Raw genomic sequence first — 14,125 nt, forward strand, 5'->3', positions numbered from 1 at the left:
TGCTTCCGGCGGAGATTGGACACCGACATAGTACCGTAGAGCCTGTAGAGGAAAGTAACTCATGATATTAATGACCGTGTGCGTCGTTCCAAGGAGCTTATCGAAGCCAAGTGGAGGGTAGAGGAATCCGACCGAATGCAGACACTTTCTTTGGTCAATATGAGTCATGAAATCCGTATTCCCTTGAATGCCATCGTAGGTTTTCCAAGATGGTTTCTTTTGTAGAGAATGAGGAGAAGGAGAGGGAGTATTTGGAGTTTATACAGACCAGCAACGGGCACGTCAAGCAGGATATGATGAAGTCATTGCTAAATCCTACTCCCTAGACTGTCTGAAGGAGAGGGAGTAGGGTTTCTTGATGGATACTTAGATGCGCTCGAGTACAGTTTTGATAAGAGTGTCTATTGTATTCTTGTATCCCGTGTTTGCTTCTTTTATCAGGCGGTTGGCGATGACCATGCATACCGTCATGGCCTTGTGCCCCATCAGGTGGCTTAGGCCTGCCAGAGCGGAACTTTCCATCTCGAAGTTGGTGATGCGGTAGCCGTTGTATTCAAATTTTTCAATCTTCTCATTCTGGTGCGGGTCGGCAAGCGGCACGCGTAGCTCGCGGCCTTGAGGCCCGAAGAAGCCTCCGGCGGCAATCGTTACGCCACGTACCATGTCGTCTTGTGCGATGCGGTCTATCAGTTCAGCATTTGCATCAATAACGTAGGGGGCGGGGGCACACGTGTTACCGGACCATCCCATGTGGTTGAGGAAGGCACGTTCCATGGGCAGGTCGCACACGGAGTTGCGCCCGGCATAGAAGTTGAGCAGACCATCGAAACCGATAGACTTTTCGGAACATACGAATGTTCCTACCGGGGTGTAGGGTTGTAGGCCGCCGCAGGTGCCGATACGCACCAACTCAAGGCTACGTAGGCAAGGCTTTTCTTGGCGCGTTTCGAAGTCGATGTTTGCCAGGGCATCCAACTCGTTTATCACGATATCGATGTTGTCACATCCGATACCGGTGGAAACCACTGTGATGCGTTTTCCTTGGTAAGTACCGGTGATGGTCTTGAACTCGCGGCTTTCCACTTCACATTCCTTGTTTTCGAAATGGGAGGCAACCAGTGCCACCCGTCCGGGGTCGCCTACCAAGATAATCTTGTCTGCCAGCCATTCGGGCTTTACGTGAAGATGAAATACAGAACCGTCTTCATTGATAATCAGTTCGGAAGAGGCGAAATATTTCTTCATATACTTGAGGTTTTAATCTTTTGTTTATAAATAGAAACGCCAGGAACCGATTCTTGTTCACCGGTTCCGGCGTTTCTGTCAGTTACTTTTCTAGTTATTTACTCAACGGCTGGCTGGTATTGCCCGTCGTCGGTTTGGCAATGTTTTCGCGCATGGAAGTGTCAGCTTCTATATTCTTCATCCGGTAATAGTCCATGATACCCAGATTGCCGTTGCGGAATGCTTCGGCCATGGCCTTAGGTACTTCCGCTTCTGCCTCGATAACTTTGGCACGGGCTTCCTGGGCCTTAGCTTTCATTTCCTGCTCTGTGGCTACGGCCATGGCGCGGCGTTCTTCTGCCTTGGCTTGAGCGATGTTCTTGTCGGCATTGGCTTGGTCTATCTGCAGGGCAGCACCGATGTTCTTGCCTATGTCGATGTCGGCGATGTCAATGGACAGAATTTCGAATGCCGTTCCGGCATCCAACCCCTTGCGTAATACCAGTTTGGAGATAGAATCCGGATTCTCCAATACGGACTTATGATTCTCTGACGAACCGATGGAAGACACAATACCCTCGCCTACACGGGCCAGAATCGTGTCTTCTCCGGCACCTCCCACCAATTGGCGTATATTGGCACGCACTGTTACACGTGCCTTGGCAATCAGCTGGATACCGTCTTTGGCAACAGCCGTTACGGGAGGGGTATCGATTACTTTGGGGTTAACGGACATCTGTACGGCTTCGAACACGTCACGACCGGCAAGGTCGATGGCGGTTGCCATCTGGAACGGAAGTTCGATATTGGCTTTAGAGGCGGATACCAGTGCGTGTACCACCCGCTCTACGTGACCTCCGGCCAGGTAGTGCGCTTCCAGTTCGTCGCGTGTGATGTTTTGCAATCCTGCTTTATGGGCTTCAATCATGCCGGGCACAATGATATAAGGAGGAACATTACGAATGCGCATCAGAAAAAGTTGTACCAGCGAGATGTTTACTCCCGATACTTTGGCGGACAGCCATAAGAAGAACGGTACATAATGGAAGAAAAGTACCAGAAAGATAATGCCTCCTATAATGAGGAAGGCGGTTAAATACATTGTGTTTGGATCCATGAGATTAAATATTAATTGTTAGTTATAAATAGGTTGATTTCTGGAGTTTCACTGCTTGAATCGTTCCACTAAGAGAACTCCGTTGTCAATACGGTCTACGATAATCGGAGTCTTTTCGTTCATGAAGCCGTCTGATGACTTTACTTCCACGATGTCCCCGTTGATTTCGGCATAGCCGATGAGAGCCAGGCGGGTAGTGGTGACGCCTACGTCGCCTACTTTGACTTTTTCCTCAGCACTACGGTCTACTTTGGAAGTGATGTTTTTTTTCAATGCAATTTTGTCAAGTGTCTTGGACCGCATGAACCATATCAACGAACCGGTACAGGCCAAGGCAGATATGATAAGCGTAATGGCACCTGCCGTGGTGCCCATATAGGCAAAGGCATAGTAGTTGGCAAAGATGATGCACCCTCCTGCCAGAAAACCGGCAACGCTGATGCCCGGAGTTACGAATAATTCCACTAAGAACAATATTACTGCTCCTGTAATCAATGCGGCGATAATGAGTATATCCATAGTTTTCTTTATTTGGTGGTTTGTTTTTCCAGATTGCGCGTCTGAATGGCGGTCTGCTCCATTTCGGCAGACAATTGTCGTACGCGTTGCTCTAAGTCGAGGATGGCGACAGACATCTTGTCCTTTTCCTGCTTGTTGGCTCGGGAGTATTCCGAACGCATATCTTTCAGTTTCTCCTGCAGTTGCTTGTAGCTTTGCTCCAGTTGGTTATATTTGCCATACAAGGTTTTGGCCTGCGGAGAGCGGAAATCTTCCAGCCGGTAGTAGGTGGAGTGGTCGTCGATGACGAATTGGAAATCATGCTTCTTGGTAGTCTGCGGCTTTGTGTTGGCAGTGCTCCGAAGCCTTTCCTGGGCGTTCTTTACCACATCGGTATCCGTCCATGTATCCTTGATAGAGTGAAGTTGTGCCAATGATATCATCTTGTCCGAGTCCATCCCTTCGTAGTTGTACACTTGCTTGGATGAGTTGGGAATGAATACGTAGATGCATACTTTGCCTTCGGGCTGGTAGCGGTCGGAGGCAAACCATCCCAAGCCGTTGAACTCGTCAATGACGTACATGTAGTCGTTGTAGGGCGAATTGAACGGCATGCCCACATTTTCCGGCATCAGATAAGAGTTGGTATTTGTATTGTAACGGGTGACGAAAATGTCATATCCTCCCATCGAGTCAGAGCCATCCGAGGCATAGTAGATAGTGATACCGTCCGTAAGTACATAGGGGTAGTTTGCATTCATGGCCTCGTTGATACTTCCGGGTAACAAGCTGCCATCACTCCATTTGTCCAGCAACCTGTTGCGCGAAAGGATACTGAGGGTACTGTCCGGTTGCATTTCGCTATAATATAGCTTATTGCCCAGCTCCGTTTCGTATACCGTTCCGCCTTCCTTACCGGAATTTTTGAAGTAGGTGTCATACATGAACAGCTTGCCTGATTCGGGGCTGATTTTGTATGCATCCAGGAAATTTTTCTTGTCTACTACAAAGCTGTCAATGAAGCAAACCTCTTCCACACCTTTCAGCATGCGCAAGTTGGATTTGCTTTTTTCCAATAATTGTTCGGCCTCTTCGGTGGAGCGTTTTCTCTTTCTCAAGTCGGAAATGTAGGCCTCGTAAGTATCGATGGCATCTTCGAATCGATATAAATCGTTGTATGCCTGGGCCAAATAGAATTGCCCGCTGGGGACACGTCTCTTGACAGCGCTCTCCAGATGTTTCAAGGCTTCTGCGGGTTCGCCGGTTTCCAGGCAACATACACCATACCATAGGTTGTAATTTCCATTGCCAGGTTGTGCCTTGACAAGTTTCTTGAAGGTGGGCTTGGCCTCTTCGTATTCTCCCTTCTCGTACAAGGCTTTGGCTTCTGCCAGGCTTTGTGCGGAAGTCGTTATGCTCAAAAGCCCGAATAGAATGGAAAGGATATATTTTTTATTCATATTGATACATGCTGATTTGTTCAGAAGGTCAAAAATACAAATTTATCGTGAATAAAGCCGGTTTCCGTAATTCTATTTTGTTAATTCTTCTTTAAATCGTTCTTTTGCCTTACTTTTGCAGCCGGAAGAGCTATAACTTATAACTCATAACTCGTATCAATGGCACAATTTACTGAAGAAGAAAAGATGTTGCGCCGCATAGACAGGCGGTTTAGCAAAGGTGTGGTGGAATATGGGCTGATAGAGGACGGCGATAAGATTCTTATCGGGCTTTCGGGCGGCAAGGACTCTTTGGCGCTGGTGGAGTTGTTGGCACGCCGTGCCCGTGTCTATAAACCTCGTTTTTCCGTTGTCGCCGTACATGTAGTGATGAAGAATATACCTTATCAGAGCGATGTAGACTATCTGAGGGAGTACGTAGAGTCGTGGGGTGTGCCTTTTGTGCTCTTTGAAACGGAGTTTGATGCCACGACCGACACCCGTAAGTCTCCTTGTTTTCTTTGCTCTTGGAATAGGCGGAAGGCATTGTTTACCGTAGCCAAGGAGCAGGGATGCAATAAAATCGCGTTAGGCCATCACATGGATGATATTCTGGAGACCTTGCTGATGAATATCACCTATCAGGGAGCATTCAGCTCCATGCCTCCCCGACTGGTGATGAAGAAGTTTGATATGACGATTATCCGTCCGATGTGTCTGGTTCATGAGGCGGATTTGATGGAGTTGGCACAAGTGAGGGGGTATCGTAAGCAGGTGAAGAATTGTCCGTATGAATCACAATCCAGCCGTAGTACAATGAAAGGTATCCTGAAACAATTAGAGGAAATGAATCCTGAGGCACGCTATAGCCTATGGGGGAGTATGACGAATGTGCAGGAGGAATTGTTGCCTGCAATCATAAAACATTAACCATTAATTATAAAAACATATATGAAGGCATTTTATACTATTTTACTATTGATTGTATCTAATATTTTTATGACATTTGCTTGGTATGGGCATCTGAAGTTACAAGAGACAAAAATCATTTCCAATTGGCCGTTGTATGCCGTGGTGTTGTTTTCCTGGGTAATAGCTCTGGCTGAGTATTCTTGCCAAGTCCCGGCCAATCGGATAGGCTTTCTAGGTAATGGAGGCCCATTTTCATTGATGCAACTTAAAGTAATTCAAGAAGTTATTACATTGATAATCTTTACGGTGTTTACAACAGTCCTTTTCAAGGGAGAAACCCTGCATTGGAACCATTTTGCAGCTTTTGTATGTCTGGTTCTGGCGGTATATTTTGTATTTTATAAATGATGGGCTAATCGTATTTGCACATTATTTCATATACTTCTCCATTCCTTTTGTTAAAAACGTTTGAAGCTTTCCTTCTTCATCCGCATAAATGAAGCAGGCGTCGATATCCGGATGCTCATCCGCTACGCGTTCTGCTTCTTCCAGCCCCATCACCATGAATGCTGTGGCATAGGCGTCTGCGCTCATGCAATCTTTGGCGATGACGGTAGCAGACAAGATGCTGTGTTGCACCGGATAGCCGGTACGCGGGTCGATGGTATGCGCATATTTCTTTCCGTCTTTGTAGTAGTAGTTGCGATAATTGCCCGATGTAGCCATGCCTAAATCCGTGACTTGCAGCACTGCTTGCAATTCTTGGTTCACCGCCAATGAGTCATCTATCGGCTTATTCAAACCGATGCGCCAAAGTCTATTCTGAGGGTTTTGTCCATGAACCACCACTTCTCCGCCTATATCGACCATGAAGTTGCAGATACCCTTCTTCTTCAGGAGTTGGGCTATGACATCTACTGCATATCCTTTTGCCACAGCGCTGCACGAGAGCATTATACGTGGGTCTGTTTTCACCACTTTCCCCTCATCGGACAATTTTACTTTTTCGTATCCTGTCATCTCCAGCAGGCTGTCTATCATGGCAGAGTCGGGGAAGTTGCCCTTCTTGAAACCAAATCCCCAGGCATTGGCCAAAGGGGCAACGGTGATATCGAAGGAACCATCGGTCTCTTGAGAGATTTCCATGCTTCGGTGGAAGACGTTGGTAAAGAATGTGTCGGGCACAATGTCCTCGTTGCGGTTGATGCGCGTAATAGTCGCCGTATCATTGAAAGGGGACAAGGAACCGTCAAAACGTTTGAGTTCTGCTTCTATTTCAGCCTTCAGATTCTGGTCGCATTGATAAGTCACTTTATATATCGTACCGAATATCAGTCCATTGTCTGTCTGATAAGGAGTGGCTTGGTTGTGGCGGGCAAGTATCCAGATGGTGCCCAGCACCAGTAGGGCAATCCATAAAAAATTTCGTTGTACTTTCTTCTTCATATCCTATCTGAGTTTTTACTTTTTATTAATTAAAAGAAGAGATGCTCTATCAATATCTTGGTACCGATGATGACGAGGATGATTCCTCCCCAAAGTTCGGCGCGCAGTTTGCGGGCTATGCCACATCCAAAACGGATGCCGAACATCAGGCCGACCATCGACAAGGCGAATGATACAAAACCGATAATCCCGATGGGGGAAAGAATGGCTGAGAATTGCTTGATGCCGAGGAGTGCAAACGAAACACCTACCGCCAATGCATCGATGCTGGTTGCCACGGCCAGAGCGAGCACCACCTTCAGACTAGTGGGGTCATACTCGTGCTTGCAACCTTCGTCCTTGAAGGATTCCATTATCATACGTCCACCCAGAAAGGCAAGGATACTGAATGCTATCCAATGGTCGATACTTTCTATCAGATGGCTGAAAAAACTTGCGCCTATCCATCCCAGCAGAGGCATCAAAGCCTGGAAAAAGCCGAAACTGATGCTCATCACCAGCATAGGGCGCAGCCGGACGCGTTTCAATATAATTCCGCTGGCTATAGAAACTGCGAAACAATCCATCGCAAGTCCTACGGCCAGTAGCCAAATCTCTAACCCTGTCATAAGCGCTTATAGAGGTAGTTTATAAGTTATCGTATAGGTTACTCCCATCGTGTTGGAGCCATATTTCCCAAAACCAGGTACATACCATAGGTCGCCGTATTTATCGGCGGAGGCGGACAATTTGAACTTGAAGCGTAGCGACCAGCCCATATACAATGCCTTCCAGACGTGCGCCCGGATACCGACACAAAATTCCGCCCATTGCATGGAGCCTTTCATTCCTTTATGGCTATAGGGCAGGCTGCCTCCCCATATCTCGTCGTCCAGATTCGGATTACCTACGATGCCACCGTATATCGGGTCGTCCACTCCCAAAGCGTCTACATCGTACTTAATGCTACTTACACCGTAGCGCAAGCCTACGAGTAGCATGTGTCCGTGCTGCTTCTTGTATAGCGTGTTATAGTCCATTCCAATGCGGAAGTAGGGGGCGTTGCTTTTGTAGTGTATGCCTTTGTCGCTCCAGGTGTCCGTGGAGCCATATCCCAGTTCGGCAATAGGGAAGAAGCGATTTTTGAGGTTTACGTCCACGGCCACTTCGGAACTCAGGAAATCTCCTCCAAATACGGAACTTCCGATTCCCCACAAGTCCAGGCCCACGGACATGCCGTTGTATAACGGATAGTGCACCTCTTCTTTCGCGTCCTTCTTCTCCTTCTTGGGAGGTGTTCCCTGGGGGGGAGCGGTAGGATTCCCGTTCTGCGCCTGTAGAGGGAGGAACATCAGCAGGCAGAGTACCAGACTAATAGAATAACTTAAGATTTTCCTTTCCATAGATGCCTGCTTCATTGTCTTTGATGTATATCGAGTCCAGAGAGATGCGGGTGAACGTTATGTTCGTGATGGCCTGCTTCATCTGATAGCCGCAATCCATCGATAGGAAATAGGGGGTGTTGGTGTGGCGTATCACCATCGTGTCACTCTTAGTCCGGCTGTACTTGAATATCAGCTTGGTGGAATCTTCCGTATAGCGCAATGGCAGGGAGATGTCGTGTACCTTCTTCTGGTTGTTGATGATGATGGAGTCGGTGCCGTATGCCGTCACGGTGAGCGAGTCGAGCGTGTCGTTCTCCACGTATTGGGTTTCGGGGTCTACTCTATAAAGAATGCAATTCACCATGGGGCGTGCCGTCATGGAGCAGTCGGCCTCTTCCGAGCAGGAAATGGCTATGCCTGCTATCGGACAAAGGATAGCTCCGAGTATGACAAGTCTGACTAATTTTTTCATCGTTAAATGGTTTTCTCTATTTGATATTTGTTTCGTTCCGGGGCATTGCGTGAAATCAGTTCTCCGAGGAATCCTGCCACGAATAGTTGCGTGCCGATAATCATGGAGGTCAGCGAGAGGTAGAAGTAGGGAGAGTCGGTCACAAGGCGGTAGGGCATGCCATGGTGCATGTAGTACAACTTGCTGACACCCACTATGACCACGGCTATAAAGCCGAAGATGAACATCAGCGAACCCAGCAATCCGAAAAAATGCATGGGCTTGATGCCGAACCGGGAAAGGAACCAAAGGGAAAGAAGGTCCAAATACCCGTTTACAAAACGGTTCAGCCCGAACTTGGTCTTTCCGTATTTGCGTGCCTGGTGGTGCACCACTTTCTCACCGATTTTCTTGAAGCCGGCATTCTTGGCCAGATAAGGGATGTAACGGTGCATTTCACCATATACTTCTATGTTCTTGACCACCTCTTTGCGATACGCTTTCAGTCCGCAATTAAAGTCGTGCAGGTTTTTGATGCCCGATACTTTGCGGGCGGTGGCATTGAACAATTTTGTGGGGAGAGTTTTTGACAGCGGGTCGTAACGTTTCTGCTTCCAGCCCGATACGAGGTCGTACCCCTCTTGGGTAATCATGCGGTAGAGCTCGGGTATTTCGTCGGGACTGTCCTGCAGGTCAGCGTCCATGGTTATCACGACGTCTCCTTGCGCTTGTTCGAAACCACAGAACAATGCCGGCGACTTCCCGTAGTTGCGGCGGAACTTAATGCCCCGTACCTTGTCCGGAGCTTGTGCCTGCAATTGTTCGATTACCTGCCAGGAACGGTCGGTACTTCCGTCGTTGACGAAGATTACTTCGTATGAAAAGCCGTTGGCATTCATCACTCGCTCAATCCATGCGAACAATTCGGGGAGTGATTCTTCTTCATTATATAGTGGTACGACAACTGAAATATCCATTAATGTATGATTTTTCTGTTTACAATTAAAATTACATTCCTTTTTACTGTTCCGTCACTCTGCCGGAGCGTCGTCTTTTTTGCGTCTCATTACGAACAAGGCGGTGGGGAAAGCCAGTATCGAACCCCAAAACACATTGGACGATATCATCTGCAGCGTAATGTCGATAGGGCTGAGCAGCCGGGCTGTCTCCAGAGCTTCTTGATAGGTGGCGATGTAAGAATCCATGCCCGGCATGTTGCTTTGGGCAAGTGTGTCTACCATCGTTTCGCAAGTGTTGAGCACATATCCGTGGTCTATGAACCTGAAGTAGATGTAGTGTGCCACGGCGGCAAGCAGCGCGGCAAACATATACATGAAAACGGTGAATACCCATGCGTGCAGGAAGCTGATGCCGCCTCCGCATACGTGATTACGATACATCCGTGCATAATAATATCCCATAAAAGGTACGCATAGCGTGAGTCCCATGAAAAGGAAAAGTAAAAAAGGAACCGACAGTCCTACCGGAAAGAGTATGAACTTCGATATCCAAAAAACTCCCATATAGGTGCCGAACAGCATTGCGTATCGTTGCATGTAACCTTTATTTTCTGCCATCTTTCTTAGAAATAATGTGCAAAGGTACAAATATAGTTGGATTCAAGGGCAAGCCGATGTATAGATTTTAAATAAATTAGAGGATTCTTTGTGGGGCAAAAAGAAAAAAGCAGATGACACGAAAGTGTCACCTGCTTTTCTTTTGAGCCTCTTGTCGGATTCGAACCAACGACCCCGAGATTACAAATCACGTGCTCTGGCCAACTGAGCTAAAGAGGCGGGTGGGCAAGCTTGCTATATCGCGCCGCTACAACCAACTACCTTTGCTGCGATCAAGCCCTGGAGGATTCGAAGGGAGCTGGCCGTATAGGACTTACCCGTTTTTCTGTTTTGCGGTTGCAAAGGTAGACATTATTTTGAAATCTGCAATAGCTTCCGGTGTTTTTTTTATTTATTTTTTTGATTCCTCATTCTATTCCTTTTCATGGCCTCCCTACATAGACTCTTTTGAGGGGGGGGAGGTACGGATTCTTTCCGGCATTACGATGGACAGATATTCCTTTTACTAAGAAGTATTTGTCCAATTACTAAGAAGTATTCGTCCGACAGCTGTAACCTTATCGTCCGACAGTTGTTGAATTATCGTCCGACAACTGTTGAATTATCGTCCGACAGCTGTCGGACGAATACTTCCTAGTATACCGGAATTTAGAGTATACTGATGCAAAAGATTGCCATTTGAGAAGAAAAAAATAATCGGGGACGAAAAAAAACTGATATGCTATTGTACGCTACCTTGAAAATAAGCATTATTTTTGTGCAACTAACTATATAGCCATTATGCGCATGAACAAACACATATTGTCATTCTGCTTTCTTTTCTGCCTTTTTCTTTTTCCCTCTTTTGTCGAAGCAATTGCCGGCTGGAATAGCTTTATCGTCAATTTTGATAAAAGTGTTTATGGCAAGGGGGCACAGACTTGGCAGATTGCACCCTATGATGACAAGTGGGTGTATTTTGCCAATAAGAACGGTATGGTGCAATTTGATGGCAATGTCTGGAACGTATTTCCATTGAACAATGCTTCCGATGTGCGTTCTGTGCTGGCTTCTGCTAACCAAAAACGCATTTATGTGGGAGGTATCAATGAGTTCGGCTATTATGAACCGGATGCGGATGGTTCTTTGGTCTATCATTGCATGTCCGATACTTTGGAGAGTGCTGTTCGTTTCCTTGGAAACGTATGGGGCATCCATGAAACAGACAATATCCTGTATTTCCAAGGGGACGGGTGCGTGGTGAAGTACCTGAACGGCAAATATACCGCCATTGAAATGGATGCCAAAATAGACTGTTCCAATATGGTCAATGGTATTCTCTATATCGGTACGGACAGAGGTGTATGGCTTTTGGTCGGAAACACTTTTTTCCCTCTTCAGGGTGCAGATGGGTTGGCTTCCAAGCGTATTCGTGGCATTATACCTTATAAGAAAGGTGTTCTGGTGGTGACTGCATACAACGGACTTTACTATTGTGACGGACGTACGATGGAACCGTTTATCACCGGTGCCGAAGAGTTTATGCGTGAGAATGAAGTCTTTTGCGTGGCCAAAAAGGATGATAAGATTGCCTTGGGAACCATTCATAAAGGATTGGTACTGGTGGATTGCAGCACCATGCAACTGAAATATTTCAATGAGAACAACGGCTTGCGTAACAATACCGTGCTTTCTGTCTCCTTCGATACGACCGGAAACCTTTGGGCCGGTCTGGATAGCGGCATTGACTACGTCTGTCTGAGTTCTCCTTTTACGAATCTCTATTCCTATCCCTATTCCTACGGCACGGGATATACGGCGGCGGTAGAAGGCGGCTATCTTTATTTAGGTACCAATCGGGGGCTGTATTACACTTCTTATCCGGTACAGATGAACGGCGATTTGCCGGATATCCGTCCGATGCCCCAATCCAGCGGACAGGTCTGGAACCTTTGCCGTATAGGTGATGAACTCTTCTGTCTGCACGACCGTGGTATTTTCCTTATCAATGGTACTTCCGTAAAACGCGTGACGGATATTGCCGGTGCCTGGTGTTGCCAACTTGTGGCAGGACGTACGGACCTTATGTATGTCGGGGTGTATAGCGGCATTTATTTGGTTGGGAAAAAGAATGGAGAATGGCAGGTGGTTGGCAAGATTGAGGGTGTGAACGATTCTTGCCGTCTTTTTGAGCAGGAAAGCGATAAGGTGATTTGGGTGTACAATACAGACCACGTTACCCGTGTGGATTTGGATAATGATTTGACAAAAGCTGTCCGTATAAAGGAATATAGCGCGAAGGATGGTTTCCCGGTAGGGCGTGATATGTATATAGCGAAGATGGAAGACCGGGTGTATTTTGCCACTCCCCGGGGAATCTATAAGCATAATCCTCATAAAGATGTCATAGAGCCTTGTCCGGATATGAACAACCTTTTGAATGGCACCGCAGCCTATTCGCGTATCTTGGAGTATCACGATAAGTTGATTAGTTTGAGCCCTCACGAAATCTGTATTGCCAATCTGGGTACCTATAAGCGGGGGGCGAATACAAGCATTAATCCCATCCGGCAATCGCTGATTGAACTGGTACCCGGTTTTGAAACGATTATTCCTCTTTCAGATTCGCTGATGGTGGTTCCTAATGAAGAAGGTTTCGCTTTATTCAGTATCCCGGCCGTAAGGGAGCGTCAGGATCGTAGCCACTCCTTATATATAAGGAACATGTATCTGTCTTATCCCAAGGATTCATTGGTATATACCGCAAACTTTTTAGGAGAGAAGCCAGTTCCGGTGATAGCTTATTCCATGAATTCCGTTCGTTTTGACTATGCCCTTTCTTTCTTTGCGGTAGGAGATGATGTCCGTTTTCAATATCGTCTGAATAAGGGGAGCTGGTCTGATTTTACAACGGTACGCACCAAGGAGTATAGTAATCTGTCGGAAGGTGAATATACGTTTGAAGTTAAAGCGGTCTTTCCTGACGGTACGACATCATCGGATACAATCGCCTTCCGTATACTTCCACCGTGGTATCGCAGTGCTGCTGCATACGCTTGTTATATCATCTTGGCTTTGCTTGCCTTATGGTATGTCTACCGCTGGGATGATGTCCGTGTGAAGCGGAAGAAACAGCAGGCGGTGGTTGAGAAGGACAAGGAGTTGCACGATATGGAAAGGGAGTACGAAGAGGAGAAAGCCCGTCAGGAAAAGCAGATTATGCAGCTGGAGAAAGAAAAATTGGAATACGATTTGCAACATAAGAGCCAGGAAATGGCCAATCTGATGATAAACTTTGTCCGTAAGAATGAAATGCTGACTGAAATCAAGTCAGAGATACTTAAAGTATCCGCCTTGCTGAAGGGTGAGGGGGCCCGTGAAGGGAAACAGCAACTCATACTTATCAATAATAAAATAGACGGTAATATACAGAGTGATGAGGTTTTGAAGCGTATTGAAGACCAGTTTGACTTGATACATAACAATTTCATGAAGCGTCTTCATGCCAAGCATCCTGAACTTTCCCACAACGAACGCATGATGTGTGCTTATCTGAAGATGAACCTTTCCACGAAAGAAATAGCACCTCTGTTGAACATTTCGGTTCGTGGAGTTGAAACAATCCGTTACCGTCTCCGCAAAAAGTTCGCTTTGGAGAGGGAGGATAGTTTGACGGATTATCTAAGCAATAAACTGTAGCTTTTAGATATTAACTTCCTTTAAATATAGGAAGCGTATGAGAGGGAGGAATGTTGAATTTCTCCCTCTTGTGTTATATAACATATTGTGACGTAATGATTAGAAGTATATATTATCTTTTGATTATTAGTGATTTATTTTCTTATGACGTATTGATAACGTATTTGAATTTCAGGTTTGACGTATTAAAGAATAGTTTTTTATAGCCCTCTTTATTTAGTTTTCCTTATGTTTGCACTGTTCAACTGAGAACGAAAACGAGAAACGTTAATCTTAATTTAGTAAAACTTATCACTACTGTCCAATAAAAGTTAGCTAATCGGTCTTTGAAATTATTGAAATACAGTCTTTTAAGCAGTCCTTTAGAATGAAACGGATTTGAATTCGTAGCTTAGCGGTCAAATTGAAGGCCGCTTATG

The 14,125-nt window shown here is 46.3% G+C and carries 13 protein-coding genes and 1 tRNA gene; 3 read left to right on the forward strand and 11 right to left on the reverse strand.

The window, feature by feature from the left end:
- Positions 1–366: 366 nt before the first annotated feature.
- The 4 genes from HU824_RS14855 to HU824_RS14870 form a co-directional block, all read right to left on the reverse strand.
- A complete protein-coding gene (locus tag HU824_RS14855) occupies positions 367–1,245 on the reverse strand; it encodes a nucleoside phosphorylase (RefSeq protein WP_136010417.1) in 879 nt (292 codons plus the stop codon).
- A 94-nt stretch (positions 1,246–1,339) separates the two neighbouring features.
- Entirely contained in the window at positions 1,340–2,341 is a 1,002-nt protein-coding gene (floA, locus tag HU824_RS14860; RefSeq protein ID WP_176469235.1) for a flotillin-like protein FloA, read from the reverse strand.
- A 48-nt stretch (positions 2,342–2,389) separates the two neighbouring features.
- The gene (locus tag HU824_RS14865) at positions 2,390–2,860 is read right to left on the reverse strand and encodes an NfeD family protein (protein ID WP_176469236.1); all 471 of its coding nucleotides are present in this window, start codon (positions 2,858–2,860) and stop codon (positions 2,390–2,392) included.
- A gap of 8 nt (positions 2,861–2,868) precedes the next feature.
- A complete protein-coding gene (locus tag HU824_RS14870) occupies positions 2,869–4,299 on the reverse strand; it encodes a M48 family metallopeptidase (RefSeq protein WP_176469237.1) in 1,431 nt (476 codons plus the stop codon).
- A 159-nt stretch (positions 4,300–4,458) separates the two neighbouring features.
- Between HU824_RS14870 and HU824_RS14875 the strand changes: the two genes are divergently transcribed.
- Positions 4,459–5,208 carry an ATP-binding protein gene (locus HU824_RS14875; protein ID WP_176469238.1) on the forward strand — a complete coding sequence of 250 codons (750 nt, stop codon included), beginning with the start codon at positions 4,459–4,461 and terminating at the stop codon, positions 5,206–5,208.
- Positions 5,209–5,229: 21 nt separating this feature from the next.
- Positions 5,230–5,598, forward strand: coding sequence for a DMT family protein (locus HU824_RS14880; RefSeq protein ID WP_136010422.1), 369 nt, complete (start codon positions 5,230–5,232; stop codon positions 5,596–5,598).
- Between the two features lie 21 nt (positions 5,599–5,619).
- On the opposite strand, the gene HU824_RS14885 is transcribed toward HU824_RS14880, so the two are convergent.
- The 7 genes from HU824_RS14885 to HU824_RS14915 form a co-directional block, all read right to left on the reverse strand.
- Entirely contained in the window at positions 5,620–6,636 is a 1,017-nt protein-coding gene (locus HU824_RS14885) for an FAD:protein FMN transferase (RefSeq protein WP_136010423.1), read from the reverse strand.
- Positions 6,637–6,665: 29 nt separating this feature from the next.
- Positions 6,666–7,244, reverse strand: coding sequence for a manganese efflux pump MntP family protein (locus tag HU824_RS14890; protein WP_176469239.1), 579 nt, complete (start codon positions 7,242–7,244; stop codon positions 6,666–6,668).
- Between the two features lie 6 nt (positions 7,245–7,250).
- The gene (locus tag HU824_RS14895) at positions 7,251–8,018 is read right to left on the reverse strand and encodes a DUF6048 family protein (RefSeq protein ID WP_136010425.1); all 768 of its coding nucleotides are present in this window, start codon (positions 8,016–8,018) and stop codon (positions 7,251–7,253) included.
- Positions 7,987–8,472 (reverse strand): DUF6452 family protein, encoded by a 486-nt coding sequence (locus HU824_RS14900; protein WP_136010426.1) that lies wholly within the window; start codon positions 8,470–8,472, stop codon positions 7,987–7,989. Before HU824_RS14900 ends, HU824_RS14895 begins: the two co-directional genes overlap by 32 nt.
- Positions 8,473–8,474: 2 nt before the next feature.
- Positions 8,475–9,428 carry a glycosyltransferase family 2 protein gene (locus HU824_RS14905; protein WP_016273343.1) on the reverse strand — a complete coding sequence of 318 codons (954 nt, stop codon included), beginning with the start codon at positions 9,426–9,428 and terminating at the stop codon, positions 8,475–8,477.
- A gap of 54 nt (positions 9,429–9,482) precedes the next feature.
- Positions 9,483–10,028, reverse strand: a complete 546-nt coding sequence (locus HU824_RS14910; protein WP_176469240.1) for a DUF4199 domain-containing protein — start codon at positions 10,026–10,028, stop codon at positions 9,483–9,485.
- A 145-nt stretch (positions 10,029–10,173) separates the two neighbouring features.
- Positions 10,174–10,247: transfer RNA gene (locus HU824_RS14915), tRNA-Thr, on the reverse strand.
- A 567-nt stretch (positions 10,248–10,814) separates the two neighbouring features.
- On the opposite strand from HU824_RS14915, the gene HU824_RS14920 reads away from it, so the two are divergent.
- Positions 10,815–13,706 carry a triple tyrosine motif-containing protein gene (locus HU824_RS14920; protein WP_176469241.1) on the forward strand — a complete coding sequence of 964 codons (2,892 nt, stop codon included), beginning with the start codon at positions 10,815–10,817 and terminating at the stop codon, positions 13,704–13,706.
- Positions 13,707–14,125 lie beyond the last annotated feature (419 nt).

It is taken from the genome of Bacteroides sp. L10-4, from assembly GCF_013373675.1.
Lineage (GTDB): Bacteria > Bacteroidota > Bacteroidia > Bacteroidales > Bacteroidaceae > Bacteroides > Bacteroides muris.